Source organism: Pseudomonas sp. BCA17 (assembly GCF_004519405.1).
Lineage (GTDB): Bacteria > Pseudomonadota > Gammaproteobacteria > Pseudomonadales > Pseudomonadaceae > Aquipseudomonas.
In genome coordinates, this window is record NZ_SGWI01000011.1 from 20,034 (window position 1) to 35,199 (window position 15,166).

Genomic DNA, 15,166 nt, shown 5'->3' on the forward strand with positions numbered 1-15,166 from the left:
TCCTGCACCGCGCCTTCTGTCTGGAAGAACCTGCATGATCCCCGTTTCTCCTATTTCCATTGGGCGCCTGTTGCTGGGCCTGGCCTTTGGCGCCGCCCTGCCCGCTCAAGCCGATGACACCCGCCTGACCGGCGACTGGGGCGGCCTGCGCCGTGAATTCGACGAACAAGGCATCCGCTTCACCGGCGACTACAGCGGCGAGACCGCCTACAACGCCGACGGTGGCCTGCACCGCTCGGCGCGCTACTCGCAGAACATCAAGCTCGGCGTGCAGTTCGACCTGGGCAAGCTCTACGGTTTCAACCATGGCGACCGCATCCAGGTCACCGTCAATGACCGTCGCGGCAACAGCGCCTCCGAGGATCTGGTGGGCAACCGCCTGCCGATCCAGGAAAACTACGGCGGTCTCTACACCCGCCTCACCGAACTGAGCTACGAGCGCACGCTGTTCACCCCCGCGCTTAACGTCAAGCTGGGCTACATGGCCATGGGCAATGACCTCGGCGGCCTCGACAGCGGCATTCTGTGCAACTTCATGAACGCCGGTTTCTGCGGGCACCCGCTGAACATGTCCGGCGGCAGCGGTTGGACCAACTACCCGAATGCGCGCCTGGGCGCCCGAGTGAAATACGATTTTTCACCGGCGTGGCAACTGCGCGTCGCGGCGTTCAATGTCGACCCCGAGAGCAACGGTAATTCCAGCCGCGCCTGGCGCCTGGACCCGAAACACACCACCGGCACCGTGGTGCCGGTGGAGCTGGTCTACAAACACGCAGGCCCGCTGCCAGGTGAATACAAGCTGGGTTATTACTACGACAGCTCCACTGTCAAACGCATCGGCAGCAACAAGGACGTCAACGGACGCGGCGGCCATTACCTGCTGATCGATCAAGCGGTGTGGGCCTCCGACTCCTCCGCCGGCCGCACGCTGCATGCCTTCGGCCAGTACTCCGCGGCCAGCGCGGCGGCGTCGCCGTTCAGCAAGTGGTATGGCGCGGGTGTGGTGCTGTACAAACCGTTCGAAGGCCGGCCGCGAGACACGCTGGCCCTGGGGTATGGACGGGCCGTGCCGAACCCGCGCAGCCGTGATGTACAGGAACTGGCGGCGTTCAACGCGGGAACCGAGTACCCCAATCTGAACAATGCAGAGCAGTTGATCGAACTCAGCTATGGCTACCAGGCCACGCCCTGGCTGGCCCTGCGCCCGGATGTGCAATACATCATCGAGCCGGGAGCCTTTTCGGGTGAGCAAATCGACAACGCGCTGGTGCTGGGATTGCAGGTCAAAGCCGTGTTCTAGGCCGCGCCTTGCTGATATTCCCGTGGCGTGCAGCCGAACTCCCGGCGAAACACCGTGTGCAGGTACTGCGCCGATTTGAAGCCGCAGCGCGCGGCAATCTCGGCAATCGCCACGGTGTGGTTCTGCAGGCCCTTGGCGGCAGCCGCCAGTTTGAAACGCAGGATCTCGTCGTGCACGCTGCAGCCGCGCTCCTTGCGAAAGTGCGATTCCAGGGATGAGCGCGATACCCCCACGTACGCCGCCACCTGGGCGGTCTTGATGCCCTGGCACGCGTATTGGCGGATAAACAGCAGGGCCTGCATCACGTAGGGGTTGCCCAAGGGTTGGTGCAGGCTGGAGGCTTGCACGTTGATCGCCTCCGGTGGCACCAGAATCTGCGTACCGGCGCAGGGTTTGCCGTGCAGCATCTGGTGCAACAGGGCGGCGGCGGTGCGGCCCATGGTTTCGGTGCCCTGGATCACCGAACTCAGCGGCACCCGCGTAAGGGTGCGGGTCAGTGGGTCGTTGTCGATACCGATCAACGCCACTTCTTCCGGCACGGCGATCCCCGCCGTCAGGCAGGCTTGCAGCAGTTGCCGGGCGCGGGCATCGGTGACGGCGATGATGCCGATGGGTTTGGGCAGGCTTTCCAGCCAGGAGATCTGTTGCTCCACCGCGCTGTCCCACAGCGGCGCACTGGTGCCCAGGCCGCGATAGATCTCCACCGGTAAACCATCACGCGTCAACAGCGCGCGAAAGGCCTTTTCGCGCTCCTGCGCCCAGCGGTTGGCCTGGGCTTGGGGCAGGCTGAAACAGGCAAACCGGGTCAACCCCGCCTCAATCAAATGCTCATACGCCAGCTTCATCAAACCGTGATTGTCGGTGGCTACATAGGGAATGCCTTTGGGATAGGCGTGTGCATCCTCGTAGGAGCCCCCCACCGCCACCACCGGCAACCGGCTCCCGGCCAGCGCTTCGCCGATCAGCGGGTCGTCGAAGTCAGCAATGATGCCGTCGCCCTGCCAACGCTCGATGCCCCTGAGGCGGCACAGGAAGTCTTCCTCCAGAAACAGGTCCCAGGACGCACGGGTACTGCTCAGGTAATTGCCAATGCCGGCGATGATGCCGCGGTCGTAGATTTTGCTGCCGTTGAACAGCAAGGCGATACGGTGAACGGGCGGTAGGGTTTTCATTGTTGTTGTCCTGAGGCCAGTCGTCACAGACTAAACCTCACCACTCAAAATCGCACCCTCCCTTGGTGATTTTCATAATCGGCGGGCCCGACGCCGTTGCTAGTATCCAGACACCGCCAAGAACAATAAGGAAAACGCCATGCAGTATTTCCCCGGTGTCGAGAAGGTTCGCTTCGAAGGCCCTGACAGTGAGGCGCCCCTCGCCTTCCGCCATTACGACGCCGACAAGCTGATCCTCGGTAAACCCATGCGTGAGCACCTGCGCATGGCCGCCTGTTATTGGCACACCTTTGTGTGGCCCGGTGCAGACATGTTTGGCATGGGCACCTTCAAGCGGCCGTGGCAGCGCAGCGGCGAGCCGATGGACCTGGCGATTGGCAAGGCGCAGGCCGCTTTCGAGTTTTTCTCCAAGCTGGGCATCGACTACTACAGCTTTCACGACACGGACGTCGCCCCCGAAGGCAGTTCACTCAAGGAGTATCGCTACAACTTTGCGCAGATGGTCGATCACCTGGAGCGCCATCAGGAAGCAACCGGTATCCAGCTGCTGTGGGGCACCGCCAACTGCTTCAGCAACCCGCGCTTTGCCGCCGGCGCCGCCAGCAACCCCGACCCGGAGGTGTTTGCCTACGCAGCCGCCCAGGTGTTCAGCGCAATGAATGCCACGCTGCGGCTCAAGGGTTCCAATTACGTGCTGTGGGGCGGCCGTGAAGGCTATGAAACCCTGCTCAATACCGACCTCAAGCGCGAGCGTGAACAGCTCGGCCGGTTCATGCGCATGGTGGTTGAGCACAAACACAAGATCGGCTTCAAGGGCGACCTGCTGATCGAGCCCAAGCCCCAGGAGCCGACCAAGCACCAATACGATTACGACAGCGCCACGGTGTTCGGCTTCCTGCATGAGTACGGCCTGGAACAGGAGATCAAGGTGAACATCGAGGCCAACCATGCGACATTGGCCGGGCACAGCTTTCACCATGAAATTGCCACCGCCGTGTCCCTCGGCATTTTCGGCAGCATCGACGCCAACCGCGGCGACCCGCAGAACGGCTGGGACACCGACCAGTTCCCCAACAGCGTCGAGGAGATGACCCTGGCCACCTATGAAATTCTCAAGGCCGGCGGTTTCAAGAACGGCGGCTATAACTTCGACTCCAAGGTCCGTCGTCAGAGCCTGGACGAAGTGGACCTGTTCCATGGGCACGTGGAGGCCATGGATGTACTGGCCCTGGCCTTGGAACGCGCAGCCGCCATGGTGCAGAACGACCGCTTGCAGCAATTCAAGGACCAGCGTTATGCCGGTTGGCGGCAGCCGCTGGGCCAGGCCGTACTGGCCGGCGAGTTCAGCCTGGAATCGCTGGCCGAGCATGCGTTCGCCAATGAGCTGAACCCGCAGGCCGTGAGCGGGCGGCAAGAAATGCTGGAGGGCGTGGTCAACCGCTTCATCTATCGCTGACCCCTGTGGCGAGCGAGCTTGCTCGCGCTGGAGTGCGCAGCGCTCCCTGTTTTGTGGGGCCGCTGCGCAGCCCAACGCGAGCAAGCTCGCTCGCCACGCGTACGATGTTTGTCTAGAGTCTTCCAACAACAATAAAAGGACGCGCTACCATGAAGTCATTCAAACGTACCCTGCTCGCCACCGCCCTGGCCCTGCTCGCCCTGCCGGTGATGGCCGACTCCGCGCACCCGAAAATCGGTTTTTCCATCGACGACCTGCGCCTGGAACGCTGGTCCCGCGACCGCGACTACTTCGTTGCGGCAGCGGAAAAACTCGACGCCAAAGTCTTCGTGCAATCGGCCGACGCCAACGAGCAGAAGCAGATTTCCCAGATTGAAAACCTGATCTCCCGTGGCGTCGATGTGATCGTCATCGTGCCGTTCAACGCCACCGTGCTCACCAACGCCGTCGCCGAAGCCAAGAAGGCCGGGATCAAGGTCGTGTCCTATGACCGCCTGATCCTCAATGCCGATATCGACGCGTACATCTCCTTCGATAACGAAAAAGTCGGCGAGATGCAGGCCGGCGGCGTGCTGCAAGCGGCGCCCAAGGGCAATTACTTCCTGCTCGGCGGCGCGCCCACCGACAACAACGCCAAAGTGCTGCGCGAAGGTCAGATGAAGGTGCTGCAACCGGCCATCGACAAAGGCGATATCAAGATCGTCGGCCAGCAGTGGGTCAAGGAATGGAACCCCACCGAAGCCCTGAGCATCGTGGAAAACGCCCTGACCCGTAACGACAATAAGATCGACGCCATCGTTGCCTCCAACGACGCCACCGCCGGTGGTGCGATCCAGGCCCTGGCCGCGCAGAAGCTGGCCGGCAAGGTGCCGATCTCCGGCCAGGACGCCGACCTGGCCGCCGTCAAGCGCGTGCTCGACGGCACCCAGACCATGACCGTGTACAAGCCGCTCAAGCTGATCGCCACCGAAGCGGCCAAACTCTCGGTACAGCTGGCGCGCAATGAAAAACCGACCTACAGCTCGCAATACGATAACGGCAGCAAAAAGGTCGACACTATCCTGCTCACGCCCACCCCCTTGACCAAGGCCAATATCGACGTGCTGGAAAAAGACGGGTTCTATACCAAGGCACAGATCGGCCTGTAGGCGCCGGCTTGCCGGCGAAGATCGTCAACGAAAACGCGGGAAACCTGGATAAACGCGGTGACTTGACGTTTTTCGCGAGCACGCTCGCTCCTCCAGTAACGTCGTCAGTCCTTTGTGTGAGCCATGGTCATGTCCGATTACCTGCTGCAAATGCGCGGCATCGTCAAAACCTTTGGCGGTGTCCCCGCCCTGAACGGTATCGATATCAACGTGCGGCCGGGGGAATGTGTCGGCTTGTGCGGTGAGAACGGTGCCGGTAAATCCACCTTGATGAAGGTGCTGTCGGCGGTCTACCCGTACGGCACCTGGGACGGTGAAATCCTCTGGGACGGGCAACCGCTCAAGGCCCAGTCGATCAGCGAAACCGAGGCCGCCGGCATCGTCATCATTCACCAGGAACTGACCCTGGTGCCTGACCTGTCGGTGGCCGAAAACATCTTCATGGGCCATGAACTGACATTGCCCGGCGGGCGCATGAACTACCCGGCCATGCTCCACCGCGCCGAAGCCCTGATGCGCGAGCTCAAGGTGCCGGACATGAATGTGGCGCTGCCGGTGTCGCAGTACGGCGGCGGTTACCAGCAACTGGTGGAAATCGCCAAGGCCCTCAACAAACAGGCACGCCTGCTGATCCTCGACGAACCCTCCTCGGCCCTGACCCGTTCGGAAATCGAGGTGCTGCTCGATATCATCCGAGACCTCAAAGCCAAGGGCGTGGCGTGCGTGTACATCTCCCACAAGCTTGATGAAGTGGCGGCGGTGTGCGACACCATCGCCGTGATCCGCGATGGCAAACACATCGCGACCACCGCCATGGCCGACATGGACATCCCGCAGATCATCACCCAGATGGTCGGCCGCGAAATGAACAACCTCTACCCCACAGAACCCCACGCGGTGGGCGAGGTGATTTTCGAGGCGCGCAACGTCACCTGTTATGACGTCGACAACCCCAAGCGCAAACGCGTCGATGATATTTCCTTTGTGCTCAGGCGCGGGGAAATCCTCGGCATCGCCGGGCTGGTGGGCGCCGGGCGCACGGAACTGGTGTCGGCGCTGTTCGGTGCCTACCCCGGCCGCTACAGCGCCGAAGTGTGGCTGGACGGCGCCGTGATCGACACGCGCACGCCGCTCAAGGCGATCCGCGCCGGGCTGTGCATGGTGCCCGAAGACCGCAAGCGTCAAGGCATCATCCCGGATTTCGGGGTGGGCCAGAACATCACCCTGACGGTGCTGGAAACCTACTCCCACCTGACGCGCATCAACGCCGAGGCCGAGCTGGGCAGCATCGACCAGCAGATCGCACGCTTGCACCTCAAGACGGCCAGCCCGTCGTTATCGATCACCAGCCTGTCCGGTGGCAACCAGCAAAAAGCCGTGCTGGCGAAGATGCTGATGGCCAAGCCCAAGGTGCTGATCCTCGATGAACCCACGCGCGGGGTGGACGTGGGGGCCAAGTATGAGATCTACAAACTGATGGGCGCCCTGGCGGCCGAAGGCGTGTCGATCATCATGGTCTCCTCGGAACTGGCCGAAGTGCTGGGCGTGTCCAACCGCGTGCTGGTGATTGGCGACGGCCAGCTGCGGGGGGACTTCATCAACGACGGCCTTACCCAGGAACAGGTGCTCGCCGCCGCGCTCAGCCAACACAATAATGATCGGAAGACCGCGTAGATGAATCAGGTCAAACACCTTTTTACCCGCTACAAAATGCTTGCCCTGGTTATCGCCGTGGCGTTTATCTGGCTGTTCTTCAGTTGGCAGACCGAGGGCGGTTTCGTGACGCCGCGCAACCTGTCCAACCTGCTGCGGCAAATGTCGGTCACCGGGATCCTGGCATGCGGCATGGTGCTGGTGATTATCAGCGGCGAGATCGATTTATCGGTGGGTTCGTTGCTGGGGCTGCTGGGCGGGCTTGCGGCGATTCTGGACGTGGTCTACCACATTCCACTGCTGGCCAACCTGAGCCTGGTGGCGTTGTGCGGGTTGATGATCGGGTTGGCCAACGGCTACATGACCGCTTACCTGCGCATCCCGTCGTTTATCGTAGGCCTGGGCGGCATGCTGGCGTTTCGCGGGATTCTGCTGGGAATTACCGGCGGCACGACCATCGCGCCGGTATCGCCGTCACTGGTGTACGTGGGCCAGGGGTATTTACCGCATGCGGTGGGTGTCGGCCTGGGTGTGCTGCTGTTTGCGCTGACCTTGTTCCTCACCTGGAAGCAGCGGCGCAACCGGGCATTGCATGGTCTGGCGGCTCATTCCCTGGTGCGTGACGTGTTGCGCGTAGGGGTGATCGGCGCCGTGCTGGCCGGGTTCGTCACAACCCTCAACAGCTACGACGGCATCCCGGTGCCGGTGCTGTTATTGCTGGTGCTGCTCGGCGTGTTCAGCTACGTCACCAGCCAGACCGTGTTCGGCCGCCGCGTATACGCGGTGGGCAGCAACATGGAAGCCACGCGCCTGTCGGGCATCAACGTGCAGGCCGTCAAACTGTGGATCTTCGGCATCATGGGCGTGATGTGCGCCCTCGCCGGCCTGGTCAACACCGCCCGCCTCGCAGCCGGTTCACCGTCGGCGGGCAACATGGGCGAACTCGACGCCATCGCCGCGTGCTTTATCGGCGGCACGTCGATGCGCGGCGGGTCGGGCACCGTGTATGGCGCGTTGCTCGGGGCGCTGGTGATTACCAGCCTGGACAACGGCATGTCGATGCTGGATGTGGACAGCTACTGGCAGATGATCGTGAAGGGCAGCATCCTGGTGCTGGCGGTTTGGGTGGATGTGAGCACGCGGGCGGGTCGGCGCTGAACCACAAATCCCCTCTGCAAAAGGGGCTTGCCCTCGAGGGTGATGGGCCAGTGAAACCTACCTGGCTGATCCGTCGCTATCGGGAGTAAGCCCCCTGCTACATCGAGCGCATTCGATTGTTTGATCGGCGGGTGAGTGGCAGTTGGTCATGGTTTGTAAAGGGCCAGCAAGGCGGGTCGCTTTTAATTGCGGGACGTTTCCTAGACAATCCCTGCCGCCTTGTGCCTGTTGGAATCGGTGGCTAGTCTGCGGTCCGTCACTGCCAATTCAGTGATCGGGTTTAGTCGCCCGAACTCGGAACAGGCGCATGCCCCCATGAAGCTTTATGGTGGCTGTGCGCAGGGCGCCCTCGGGCGCGCCGGGTTCCTGTTCTGACCGGTCGACTAACCTGCGTACAGCCGCCACCTTCGTTTAGTCGCGAAAAGTGTCAGCTCCTTGATATTCAGACAGGAACTACACCATGAACAAAGTCCTACCCGACCCACCTCTCGATCCCGCCAAAGCCCGCGCAGCCTTCAACCGCGCTATCGACCACTACCTGCCCACCCAAGGCGTTCACTGCGTCAACGACGACCTGAGCTTCGAAGACGCCCTGCTCTACACCGCCAGTTTGCTCGACAGTGCTTCGGCGACTGCGCTGGACTGCGGCGAGCTGCTGGAAAACCCCGAGCGGGCGAAGATCCTCGCGGTATGGCATTTGCTGGAGATTGCCAGGACCACGGTGGATCGCTCCATCGAATGCCTGAAGCCGTCAACGGCGCCTGCCTGAAAAAAAGGCATAAAAAAGCCACTCCTGAGAGTGGCTTTCCAGACAGTTAAACGATAAAGCGGACAACGCGTAACCTGTGGCGAGGGAGCTTGCTCCCGTTGGACTGCGCAGCAGGCCCAGTCTTTTCAAGCCCAAAGCTGGGGTCGCTTCGCGACCCCACGGGAGCAAGCTCCCTCGCCACAGTGACTATGCTCCTCCGTAACTGACTGGCATTTCTCCTGAGAGTGGCTTTCCAGACAGTTAAACGACAGAGCGGACAACGAGTAACCTGTGGCGAGGGCGCTTGCTCCCGTTGGACTGCGGAGCAGGCCCAGTCTTTTCAAGCCCAAAGCTGGGGCCGCTGCGCGACCCAGCGGGAGCAAGCTCCCGTTGGACTGCGCAGCAGGCCCAGTCTTTTCAAGCCCAACGCTGGGGCCGCTGCGCGACCCCGCGGGAGCAAGCTCCCTCGCCACAGTGACTATGCTCCTCCTTACTGACTGGCATTTCTCCTGAGAGTGGCTTTCCAGACAGTTAAACGATAGAGCGGACAACGCGTAACCTGTGGCGAGGGAGCTTGCTCCCGTTGGACTGCGCAGCAGGCCCAGTCTTTTCAAGCCCAAAGCTTGGGGCCGCTTCGCGACCCAGCGGGAGCAAGCTCCCTCGCCACAGTGACTATGCTCCTCCTTACTGACTGGCATTTCTCCTGAGAGTGGCTTTCCAGACAGTTAAGCGATAGAGCGGACAACGCGTAACCTGTGGCGAGGGAGCTTGCTCCCGTTGGACTGCGCAGCAGGCCCAGTCTTTTCAAGTCCAACGCTGGGGCCGCTGCGCGACCCCGCGGGAGCAAGCTCCCTCGCCACAGTGACTATGCTCCTCCGTAACTGACTGGCATTTCTCCTGAGAGTGGCTTTCCCGACCGTTAAACGATAGAGCGGACAACGAGTAACTTGTGGCGAGGGAGCTTGCTCCCGTTGGACTGCGTAGCAGGCCCAGTCTTTTCAAGCCCAAAGCTGGGGCCGCTGCGCGACCCCGCGGGAGCAAGCTCCCTCGCCACAGTGACTATGCTCCTCCGTAACTGACTGGCATTTCTCCTGAGAGTGACTTTCCAGACAATTAAACGATAGAGCGGACAACGAGTAACCTGTGGCGAGGGAGCTTGCTCCCGTTGGACTGCGCAGCAGGCCCAGTCTTTTCAAGCCCAAAGCTGGGGCCGCTGCGCGACCCAGCGGGAGCAAGCTCCCTCGCCACAGTGACTATGCTCCTCCGTAACTGACTGGCATTTCTCCTGAGAGTGGCTTTCCCGACCGTTACTGACTCAACACAACATCACGCATCGCCGGGATGTAACCGTAGTCGTAAGCCTCCTGCACAAACGAGCGATCGCCCTTCAACACAATCCGCACCGTAGGTGCTTCGGTGCCACCGATGCGGTAGTCATCGCCGTGGGTGGGCACGCTGTCGATAAACGACGTCACCAGCCCGTTGGGCATTACGCAGTGGGAATAGGTCTGGAACGGCTGCGAAGGCGGATTGCCGAGCACCAGGCCGGAAGCATTCATCGGCGTATAGGGACCAAACAGGTGGTCGCTGACAAACCCATAGACGCCATCCGGGCCGGTCACGCCGTCCGCGTAGGTGAATTTGTGGCTGATGGTGAAAAGGTAATACCGGTTGTCCTGGAACACATAGTGCGGACGCTCGGTCTGGTCGTTGACCCCCACGGCAGTGACCAGCGGCGGCAGGATTTCCCATTCGTCACCGTTGAGATCCTTGGCGACGGCAATGCCGATGCAACCGACCTGGTAGCGGGCACCGCCCACGTCTTCGTGCCCCGGTGGCACCAGGCCCAGCTCGTTCGGCCCCACCTCGTGAGTACCGCGCTCGCCGGCAACGTTGCCTTCAAACACCATGTACAACTTGCCATCTTTGGGATCGATAAAGGGGCTCGGGTCGCGAAAGTTCCAGGTCGCGTTCTGCGCTTCGGTCTGGTAATAGGTGCCGTCGGCCTCGAACAACGCTTTGACCTGATCAAAGCCCTGCAGGGTGACGCCGGTGTCGGATGTGACGACCCGGCCCCTGACCTTGGCAATCGTGGCGCCCGGGGTGACGCAGGTGTAGTACAGGTCGATGTCACCGTTGTTGTTCAACAGGATCGGCGTGCCCGCCCATTCACGCGTGGTGGGCGAAACGCCTTCGGCCATGACGCGACCGCCGAAGATCCAGTCCTTGCCGGTGCGCGAATACCAGTAGCAGATACGTGCATGGCCGTGGCGGTCTTCCCAGTCGCGCTTGATGTCGTAGCGGCCATCGGCGTTGATGAATTGCGGATCATGGGGACGACGGTCGGCGGTCAGGGTGAAGATCACGGACCAGCCGTTGACCGATACCACCGTGCCATCCAGCTCACGCAAGGGCATGGTGTCCCAGATAAAGACCGTGTCACTCATGACAGGAAAGTCGGGACTCACTAACGGCTGTGTAGTCGTCGGGTCATTCTCATTAACTTTCAGCGCATCGGCCCGTGTCCAGCGAGTGGGTGTGTGATTCGCATGTTTCATGATGATGTCCTTTTGCTAACGCTTAAGTGGCAAGCGAAGATTAAATAGCTCCTGACAGCCAGCAACTTAATGATGACTGAAAGAGCAGTAGATAGTTAACTCCGCAAATGCGATACAAGGTTTAACATGGAAACCTTTCTATCACAACATGAAGAATTATTTAGATTAGAAACGCCATCACTGTATTTATATCCTTGATATAAAAACAATGGCACTTTCAATACAGCCTGACCAACTAGAAAGCTAGCTAATCAACTACCAAAGACCAAGGCCACAGACTGCGCACCGGCATTCTTCTGCGTGAAGTCTTTGGCTTGTGCGGCCGTCTTCAAGGTATAGGCGTAGTTGGAAGTTGCTGTCCATTGTGCCTTGGGCGACTTCTGGTTGGTGATTGCAGGCACACTGCCCGTGTCCGTGAAAGTGCCCGTGCCTTTATCATCCAACATGCCTTTATTTTGGCTGCCTTCGCCAAAGTAATTACTTTCGGAAAGGATATTGGCGTTCTGCGCCAGAGTGAAACCGAGGTGAAAGTTATTGACATAGTTGTTATACACATGGAAATAACCGTAGCGCATCAGGCCGGGCGCACGCACTTCCATATTCTCGAAGCGGTTATGGCACAGTGTCAGATGTGGGTAACCGTTGAACTCCACCTTGTTGTCATCCGCCGGATGACCGAAGATCAGGCCGTACTTGTGGCTGCCAAAGAAGCAGTTGCTGATGGTGGCATAATCGGCCTTTTCACCGATATACAGCAGTTTGTCCTCACTGCCGTCAGTGGTGGACCAGCTGTGCCCGACGAAAGAGCAATGGTCGATCCAGTACTTGCTGCCGTAGTTCAGATAGACCTGGATGTCGTCATTGGCCTTAATACTCGCCGAATGCTTGAAGATAATATTCTGCAGAATAATGTTCTGCGACTGCGCGGTTGCACGCAGGTGAATATTCTCCAGAGTGCGGTTCTGGAACGAGCCGATCAGGGTCTTGTTGGCGCCCATGTTTACTTTGGTAAGGCTTGATGCCGAAATATTGCCGTTGATCACCAGTACCCGAGGGGTGGTGTCGCCAATATTGGCCTTGAGTTGATCCAGGGTAGTGATACTGACCACCGGGCCGGACCACCCGCCGGTCACTTTTGCCGCTTGGGCGAAACCGGTCAACCCGGTAAGTTTGCTTTCTGGGTACGACATGAGTTCCCTCTCTATCAATAAATACGGCCCGATAAGACGGGCCTGTGCATCAAGTTAATCCGTTAACTTGCACACAGTGTTTGGCATGGCTGAAGTTGCCGGTGTTGGTCGGTCAGCGCTTAAACACTGTGTTTATATACAGTATTCAGCATTCGCCCAGCCGTCAACCCTTGCACGGTCAAAAAAAGTGGGAGGGTGCAGGCGCCCTCCCACACTTGCCTCGCGTTATCTGGACACCGGCATCGCGAACTCCGCGCCCTGCTCGATGCTCTCCGACCAGCGCTGCATGATCGATTTCTGCTTGGTGTAAAAGCGCACGCCCTCGGTGCCATACGCATGCATGTCGCCGAACAGGCTCTTCTTCCAGCCACCAAAGCCGTGCCACGCCATCGGCACCGGGATCGGCACGTTGATGCCGACCATGCCCACTTCAATCCGCCGGGCAAATTCACGGGCAATGTTGCCGTCGCGGGTAAAGCAGCTCACGCCGTTGCCGAACTCATGCGCGTTGACCAGCTGGATGGCCTCGGCGAAGTCATTCACGCGCACGCAGGCCAGCACCGGGCCGAAGATTTCTTCGCGGTAGATGCTCATGTCTGTGGTCACGTGGTCGAACAGCGTGGCGCCGAGCCAGAAGCCGTTTTCCAGGCCGGCTTCGGAGGGCACGTAGCCACGCCCGTCGAGCAGCAATTGCGCACCGGCCTGCACGCCTTGTTCAATGTAGCCGCTGATGCGTTCCAATGCGGCACGGGACACAATCGGGCCCATTTCGGCTTTCAGGTCCCGGCCGTCGGTGATGCGCAGTTGCCTGGCCCGTTCGCTCAAGGCGGCGATGACCTTGTCGCCCACATCACCCACCAGCACCGCCACCGAGATCGCCATGCAACGCTCGCCGGCACTGCCGTAGGCGGCGCCCATCAGCGCATCGACGGTTTTCTCGATATCCGCGTCGGGCATCACCACCATATGGTTTTTCGCGCCGCCCAGGCCTTGCACGCGCTTACCGTTATGCGCACCGGTTTCGTAGATGTACTGGGCAATCGGTGTGGAGCCGACGAAGCTCACGGCCTTGACGTCCGGGTGCTCGATCAATGCATCCACCGATTCCTTATCACCCTGCACCACGTTGAACACCCCTTTGGGCAAGCCGGCTTCGCGCAGCAGTTCGGCCATGAACAGCGAGGCGCTCGGGTCGGTCGGGCTCGGCTTGAGGATGAAGGTGTTGCCCGCCGCGATGGCGATCGGGTACATCCACATGGGCACCATCACCGGGAAGTTGAACGGTGTGACACCAGCGACCACGCCCAGGGGCTGGCGCATCGTCCAGTTGTCCATCCCACGCGACACCTGGTCGGAATGCTCGCCCTTGAGCAGGTTGGGAATACCGCAGGCAAACTCGAGGATGTCGATGCCACGGTCGACTTCGCCCTGGGCATCGGTGAAGACCTTGCCATGCTCGGCGACAATGATGCGTGCCAGGTCGTCTTTGCGCTCACGCAGCAGGTGCAGGTACTCGAACAGCACGCGGGCACGGCGGATCGGTGGCGTATCGGCCCAACCGGCGAACGCCGCCTGGGCGGCCGTGACGGCTTCGGCCACGGTCTGGCGGCTGGCCAGGGCGACGCGGCCAGTCTTTTCGCCGGTGGCCGGGTTGTAGACGTCCTGATAACGATTATCGCGGGACACGCGCTGGTCGTTGATGTAGTGCTCAATGGTGGTGGTCATGGCAGGGGGTTCTCAGGTCGGTGGCAATGGAAACCACGATAGGCTTTCGCTTTGTTCCGAACCAGAGCAGAATCCAGAACTTATTGTCCATTCAAGCGAACAATAGAACCATGGAAAAAGCCGAGATCGAGGGGCTGTGGACGCATATCCACTGGCTTTCGGTGCTGGAGGAACAAGGCACCTACACCGCCGCCGCGACGCGCCTGGGCGTGAGTAAATCCGCGGTCAGCCAACGCATTTCAGACCTGGAGAAAGCCACCGGCACCCGGCTGGTCACCCGCACCACACGCAGCGTGCGGCTGACCGATGCGGGGCAGTCGTTGACCCGGGAAGTGCGCAGCGCCTATGCCCATATCGCCCGCAGTTTCTCCTCGGTGCGCGACTCGGCCGGGGAGATTCGCGGCCTGGTGCGCCTCACCGCGCCGGTGGCGTTTGCCCGGCAACAGTTGGTGCCGCATCTGTCGGCGTTTTTGCAGCTCTACCCGCAGGTGCGCATTCAGTTGGATGTGTCCGATGCGTTAAGTTCGCTGGCGGCCGAAGGCTACGACCTGGCCGTGCGCCATGGCTTCCAGGTGCCGGAAACCCATGTGGCCTGGAAGTTGTGCGACACGACGTCGGTGCTGGTGGCCACCCGCGACTACCTGCAACGCCACGGCGAGCCGCGCGAACCCGGCGACCTCACTGCGCACAATTGCCTGTTCTACCCGCGCGGGTCCGACCAACCGGCCTGGACCTTCGAACGCAACGCCGAACGCCTCACGGTGCCCATCGCCGGCAGCTTTGCCACCAACAACAGCGAAGCCTTGCGCGACTCGGCGCTCAACCACCTGGGCATTGCCCTGCTCCCGGATTTCAGCGCCCACGCCGCGTTGGCCAACGGCACGCTGGTGCAGGTGCTCAAGGGCTGGACACTCAAAGGGGTATTTGCCGACGAGATCTACCTGATTCGCCCTTATTCGCCTCATGTACCCAAGTCGGTGAGTACATTGGTTGGCTATCTGAAGAGCAGGCTATCGGCCGGGTTCCGTTTCGTTGGGTAAACCACAGCCGCCGAAACA

Annotated in this window: 11 protein-coding genes; 7 read left to right on the forward strand and 4 right to left on the reverse strand. The window is 60.7% G+C overall.

What is annotated here, in order from left to right; translation table 11 throughout:
- Positions 1–34 precede the first annotated feature (34 nt).
- Positions 35–1,300: a carbohydrate porin gene (locus EXW71_RS27955; protein WP_134661209.1), complete on the forward strand. Its 1,266-nt coding sequence runs from the start codon at positions 35–37 to the stop codon at positions 1,298–1,300.
- Here EXW71_RS27955 and EXW71_RS27960 read toward each other — a convergent pair.
- Positions 1,297–2,472, reverse strand: coding sequence for a XylR family transcriptional regulator (locus EXW71_RS27960; RefSeq protein ID WP_134661210.1), 1,176 nt, complete (start codon positions 2,470–2,472; stop codon positions 1,297–1,299). The two genes, EXW71_RS27955 and EXW71_RS27960, sit on opposite strands and share 4 nt — an antisense overlap.
- A 139-nt stretch (positions 2,473–2,611) precedes the next feature.
- On the opposite strand from EXW71_RS27960, the gene xylA reads away from it, so the two are divergent.
- From xylA to EXW71_RS27990, 5 genes are all read left to right on the forward strand, one after another.
- Positions 2,612–3,928: a xylose isomerase gene (gene xylA, locus EXW71_RS27965; RefSeq protein ID WP_134661211.1), complete on the forward strand. Its 1,317-nt coding sequence runs from the start codon at positions 2,612–2,614 to the stop codon at positions 3,926–3,928.
- A gap of 149 nt (positions 3,929–4,077) precedes the next feature.
- The gene (gene xylF / locus EXW71_RS27970) at positions 4,078–5,076 is read left to right on the forward strand and encodes a D-xylose ABC transporter substrate-binding protein (RefSeq protein WP_123717980.1); all 999 of its coding nucleotides are present in this window, start codon (positions 4,078–4,080) and stop codon (positions 5,074–5,076) included.
- 129 nt (positions 5,077–5,205) lie between these two features.
- Positions 5,206–6,750 (forward strand): D-xylose ABC transporter ATP-binding protein, encoded by a 1,545-nt coding sequence (gene xylG / locus EXW71_RS27980; RefSeq protein ID WP_134661212.1) that lies wholly within the window; start codon positions 5,206–5,208, stop codon positions 6,748–6,750.
- Positions 6,751–7,887, forward strand: coding sequence for a sugar ABC transporter permease (locus EXW71_RS27985; protein ID WP_123717978.1), 1,137 nt, complete (start codon positions 6,751–6,753; stop codon positions 7,885–7,887).
- Between the two features lie 460 nt (positions 7,888–8,347).
- The gene (locus tag EXW71_RS27990) at positions 8,348–8,656 is read left to right on the forward strand and encodes a DUF6124 family protein (protein WP_123717977.1); all 309 of its coding nucleotides are present in this window, start codon (positions 8,348–8,350) and stop codon (positions 8,654–8,656) included.
- Between the two features lie 1,286 nt (positions 8,657–9,942).
- Here EXW71_RS27990 and EXW71_RS28000 read toward each other — a convergent pair.
- From EXW71_RS28000 to EXW71_RS28010, 3 genes are all read right to left on the reverse strand, one after another.
- Positions 9,943–11,193 carry a glycoside hydrolase family 68 protein gene (locus tag EXW71_RS28000; protein WP_134661214.1) on the reverse strand — a complete coding sequence of 417 codons (1,251 nt, stop codon included), beginning with the start codon at positions 11,191–11,193 and terminating at the stop codon, positions 9,943–9,945.
- Between the two features lie 251 nt (positions 11,194–11,444).
- The gene (locus tag EXW71_RS28005) at positions 11,445–12,383 is read right to left on the reverse strand and encodes a pectate lyase (RefSeq protein ID WP_134661215.1); all 939 of its coding nucleotides are present in this window, start codon (positions 12,381–12,383) and stop codon (positions 11,445–11,447) included.
- Positions 12,384–12,608: 225 nt separating this feature from the next.
- Positions 12,609–14,108 carry a CoA-acylating methylmalonate-semialdehyde dehydrogenase gene (locus EXW71_RS28010; protein ID WP_134661216.1) on the reverse strand — a complete coding sequence of 500 codons (1,500 nt, stop codon included), beginning with the start codon at positions 14,106–14,108 and terminating at the stop codon, positions 12,609–12,611.
- A 110-nt stretch (positions 14,109–14,218) separates the two neighbouring features.
- Between EXW71_RS28010 and EXW71_RS28015 the strand changes: the two genes are divergently transcribed.
- On the forward strand, positions 14,219–15,148 hold the full coding sequence (locus EXW71_RS28015; protein WP_134661217.1) for a LysR family transcriptional regulator: 930 nt from the start codon (positions 14,219–14,221) through the stop codon (positions 15,146–15,148).
- Positions 15,149–15,166 lie beyond the last annotated feature (18 nt).

Excerpts from the sequence above, each read along its gene's own strand:
- xylG (WP_134661212.1), top strand. The coding sequence starts at position 5,206 with ATGTCCGATTACCTGCTGCAAATGCGCGGCATCGTCAAAACCTTTGGC.
- EXW71_RS27990 (WP_123717977.1), top strand. The coding sequence starts at position 8,348 with ATGAACAAAGTCCTACCCGACCCACCTCTCGATCCCGCCAAAGCCCGC.
- EXW71_RS27960 (WP_134661210.1), bottom strand. The coding sequence starts at position 2,472 with ATGAAAACCCTACCGCCCGTTCACCGTATCGCCTTGCTGTTCAACGGC.
- EXW71_RS27955 (WP_134661209.1), top strand. The coding sequence starts at position 35 with ATGATCCCCGTTTCTCCTATTTCCATTGGGCGCCTGTTGCTGGGCCTG.
- EXW71_RS28010 (WP_134661216.1), bottom strand. The coding sequence starts at position 14,108 with ATGACCACCACCATTGAGCACTACATCAACGACCAGCGCGTGTCCCGC.
- EXW71_RS28015 (WP_134661217.1), top strand. The coding sequence starts at position 14,219 with ATGGAAAAAGCCGAGATCGAGGGGCTGTGGACGCATATCCACTGGCTT.
- EXW71_RS28005 (WP_134661215.1), bottom strand. The coding sequence starts at position 12,383 with ATGTCGTACCCAGAAAGCAAACTTACCGGGTTGACCGGTTTCGCCCAA.
- EXW71_RS27985 (WP_123717978.1), top strand. The coding sequence starts at position 6,751 with ATGAATCAGGTCAAACACCTTTTTACCCGCTACAAAATGCTTGCCCTG.
- xylF (WP_123717980.1), top strand. The coding sequence starts at position 4,078 with ATGAAGTCATTCAAACGTACCCTGCTCGCCACCGCCCTGGCCCTGCTC.
- EXW71_RS28000 (WP_134661214.1), bottom strand. The coding sequence starts at position 11,193 with ATGAAACATGCGAATCACACACCCACTCGCTGGACACGGGCCGATGCG.
- xylA (WP_134661211.1), top strand. The coding sequence starts at position 2,612 with ATGCAGTATTTCCCCGGTGTCGAGAAGGTTCGCTTCGAAGGCCCTGAC.